This window comes from Natrialba taiwanensis DSM 12281, assembly GCF_000337595.1.
GTDB lineage: Archaea > Halobacteriota > Halobacteria > Halobacteriales > Natrialbaceae > Natrialba > Natrialba taiwanensis.
In genome coordinates, this window is the sequence record NZ_AOIL01000005.1 from 1,960 (window position 1) to 5,616 (window position 3,657).

The following is a 3,657-nucleotide window of genomic DNA, read 5'->3' on the forward strand; positions in this document are numbered from 1 at the left end:
CCAGCAAGCATCTCCCGCCAGCCCATGTTGATGTCCTCGCCCTCGGCGATCTTGTTACGGTCCTTGATGAGTTTCCGGACGACGTCGATTTCGTCCTGGACGGCCCGGTTGCCCCGGTCGAGCATCTTCGCGAGTTCACCAATTTCCTCGGCTGTGATCTCGTCCGTCTCCGAGACGATCTCGTTGAACGCATCCCAGAAGTCGCGCTCCTGTTCCCCACTGAGGGCCTTGACAGCGCGACGGAGTCGGGCGAGTCGCCAGTTGATGATCTCGTCGAGTTTCTCAGCGTCCTCGTACTCCTCCAGGAGCTCGATGACTTCGCGGTCCTCCTCGCTTAGGTAATCCGAGAACAGCCCGTGTTTGAAATCCGGATGGTCACGCCCTCGGGGCGCGTTCCCGCCGTGCATCCGGCAGCGTTCACGTCCTTGGACCGGATAATTCGCACAGTAACCGTCGTCGCGAGTCTGCGCATTGCACTTTCCAGGTTCGGGTTCAGGGTTCGTCATGGTCTAAAACACCAGCCAGATGAGTGCCGCAAGCGCCCACGCGTCGATCATCAGAATGAACGGAATCGCCGAGGCGCGCAAGATGAACTCGAGCGGCGGGACATACTCCCACTGGGCCGGCCGCTGGCGATCCCAACGGACGTACAGAGTGACTGCGTTGCGCCAGCAGATTGCCAGCGTCCATATCAGCAGCGTGGCCAGCAAGAGCGCATACCCGAGCGCCNCAACGGACGTACAGAGTGACTGCGTTGCGCCAGCAGATTGCCAGCGTCCATATCAGCAGCGTGGCCAGCAAGAGCGCATACCCGAGCGCCACCAGGACGCCAACCGGGTCCTGATACAGTTCGATAAAGGGGTTAGCTGTCATCTGGATCCTCCGGATTCACTTCGCCGCACTTCCGGCAGAACGGGTTCGCGCCTGGGCGGTCGATGACGTCGTGATCGCACGCATCGACCACGTCGCCGTTCTCAAACGTGAGATTCTTTCCTGGCATAGTCAGTCTCCGCTCCCGGCCTTGACCTCACGATACGCCTGGAGGAGCGCCGCGTAATCGGCTGCTTCGGCCCCGCCGTAGACTGCAATCGATGGCAGTGCGAGCACAGCCACAAGAGTCGGGTCTGCACCAAGGGAAAGTGCATACGCCGAAATGGCCGATATGGCGGCGATGACCAGGATGCTGCGGAGGATTGTCAGTGCCTTCAGCATCCTCGGCTCACCGTCGCCTGTTGCGATCGCCCGTTGATAGTCGTCGACGATCCCGTCGACATGATNCCACGACCGCGAACGCTTCGGCGAGCGACGTGAGTGGTCGAAGCTCATGGTGCATCTTGCCCTCCGTTACAGCGCATTCGGATCATCTCCGCGGAGTCGGGTGTCGACGATCCCATTGACCCCCTGGTCTGCGATGGGAATGAGCGCCGCCATCGTTGCCTCAAACGTCCCGACATCGAACTCGTCTCCCTGTGCGGCCACAAACGATCCCGCAATGAGCCCGAGCATGAGTGTCGTCCCGAAATGCATCGGATCGAACTCACGCTCCCCTCTCGCCNCCGCTCCGTAGCCGATGATAGTCTCTGTCTGAGTCATTGTTGTACTGGAAACCGCTATTGCCCGTCGAGGGCGCAGTCGCAACGCCGATCGCCCCGCGAGTATAGCCCCCCGCAGGCCGGGCACTGCTCGAGCGTCGGCCCTCTCATGAAAAATCAGTCCGTGTACCCGTACGGATCCTCGCTGAACTCGTCCGGACTCGTCAGCGCCAGGTCCAGCGCGATCAACGCGTCGTCCCAGCCCGCCGAGTACTCGTCGCTACCATGCTTCGGGCGCTCGTCCTCGAGGAGCCGTTCGCGGGCCTCCTCGACGTCTTCTGGNCCACCGCCTCGGTAGCCGCTTCGCGAATCGTGTCGCCATCGAGGACAGCGTCGAGCAACTGGCCCTGGTCGAAGTCGATGTCGTGTTTGTCCTCCGCGCGCAGCGTGCGTGCCGCGACGAGCAGCCAGTAGGCCGTCGTGAACGGGAAGCGCTCTCGGATCGCCGGCTCCTCGTGTCGGTGATCCGTGTTGCCGCAGCAGCACACGGTCCCCTTCGCGACGCCGTCCTCAACGATCGGCCGGTCCGCATCGTCGTCGACGTCCAGCGAGATCTCGCCCGTCTCTGCGTGTGGTGTGCGGTACTGGTAGCCGACCAGGACGTCCGACGCGTTGCCCCAGTCCGCATCATGGAGCGACGGCGGGATCACCACCTGCCGCGGTGGCTTGTTGGTCGTCTTGAGTTGCCGCCCGCAGGTCGCACAGAAGCGATGGTCCTGCTCGAGTTCGCGGAAGAACTCGCCGGCTCGCTTCGCCCGCTGGTGGCCCCGATGGCAGCCCGTCGAGCAGAACGACCCGGCGACCGTCTCGGCTGGGGNGTGTGCCCCGCCGCAGTGGCCGCAGGTGTACTCGATACTCTCGACGTCGCTCTGGGGTGCTGTGGTGGACATAGGACTAATCGTGCGCCGGCGTTACCCACGCCGGGAGCAGAAGGCACGCCACGCTGGCGCTGTGGTGACGTGTGGTTGCACCATTCTAACATTCGTAACCGCTTAAACCTTCCGCCCGACCGCGATTCCCCCCGCCGAACTCGTACTGCATGGGTGCGCCACCGAGCCCGGAGTGCGTGGCCGCGGCTGGGATCTCCACGCGCGGTGAGCGCCGAGAAGTTATCGGGACGCCGTTGGGGNAGACTACTATCCACCACTATCCGCCACCTATCCACCCGGACGGATACGCCGCAGCCACCACAACGACCGTCGAAACGGAAGGGGCAGCCACCTATCCACCACCCCACCCCACCCCTCCCGTGGGGAGACAGAGTATTTCACTTTCACCCTGATATCGCTCTCTCCCCCCACCCCAGGGGGGGTCGCGCGTTACTAAGAAAAAGTGGCCAAACGACCGATNCCTTAGAGTAGAACGGCTCCGTCGCTATCCATCCGGGGTGGACGCAAAATCCGGCCGGGATGGTTACCGGGCCAGGGGTGGGAACTCTGCTTTTCCGGCGTAGAAGTCGTGGCATATCCGGACGTCGTCGCTCGACCGAGTCATACCGACGTAGTAGAGTCGGCGCTCTTCGGCCTCGTAGTCGCCCTGGAAGCGCTCGAGTTGGCGTTGGGAGTAGGGGGGGAACAGCAACACACAGGGCGATTCAAGCCCCTTCGAAGCGTGGATGGTTCCGATGCGGACGTCATCGGGGTGACTTTCGACACGGCTCTCGATTGCGCCGAGGAGGAGATCACGCTGCCAGTCCTCGAGGGTGAACTCGGTGATGAGGTCGCGGGCACCGTCGGTGTTGGGGAACCACTGGCGGTACGTGTCGGCGTCGAACGTCCCGCGGCCGCTCAGGTCCGCGGCGGCGACAAGCTGACCATCCTCGGCGGCGTCGATTGAACTGGCGCGCGCGGGCGTCCTGGTGACGTTGCGCAGCATGATCTCGAGCACGCCGATGGGGATATCCTCGCCGGCATCAAACGAGCGCAGCGCGGCCAGCAGCGTCGGCATGGGATCCCGCCAGCGTCGCAGTGACCCGTTCGGTTTCAGGTCGAGATACGGCACCCCGGCGTCGCGAAGCCCCCAGGCGAGTTTCGCGGTCTGTCGGTTCGTCCGAGTGAGCAGATAG

General features: G+C 63.4%; 3 protein-coding genes and 1 pseudogene. All 4 read right to left on the reverse strand.

Translation table 11 applies throughout. The features are described from left to right. Window positions 1-506, reverse strand: a pseudogene (locus C484_RS24525) (HGGxSTG domain-containing protein); the annotation flags it as partial. Between the two features lie 3 nt (window positions 507-509). Continuing rightward, window positions 510-710, reverse strand: a complete 201-nt coding sequence (locus C484_RS00680; protein ID WP_006824054.1) for a hypothetical protein — start codon at window positions 708-710, stop codon at window positions 510-512. A gap of 152 nt (window positions 711-862) precedes the next feature. Further along, the gene (locus C484_RS23320) at window positions 863-1,000 is read right to left on the reverse strand and encodes a hypothetical protein (protein ID WP_160164212.1); all 138 of its coding nucleotides are present in this window, start codon (window positions 998-1,000) and stop codon (window positions 863-865) included. Between the two features lie 2,005 nt (window positions 1,001-3,005). Continuing rightward, a partial coding sequence (locus C484_RS00700; protein WP_006824058.1) for a 3'-5' exonuclease occupies window positions 3,006-3,657 on the reverse strand: 652 nt, incomplete at its 5' end.

Coding starts and splice junctions, on each gene's coding strand:
- C484_RS23320 (WP_160164212.1), bottom strand. CDS start 1,000: ATGCCAGGAAAGAATCTCACGTTTGAGAACGGCGACGTGGTCGATGCG.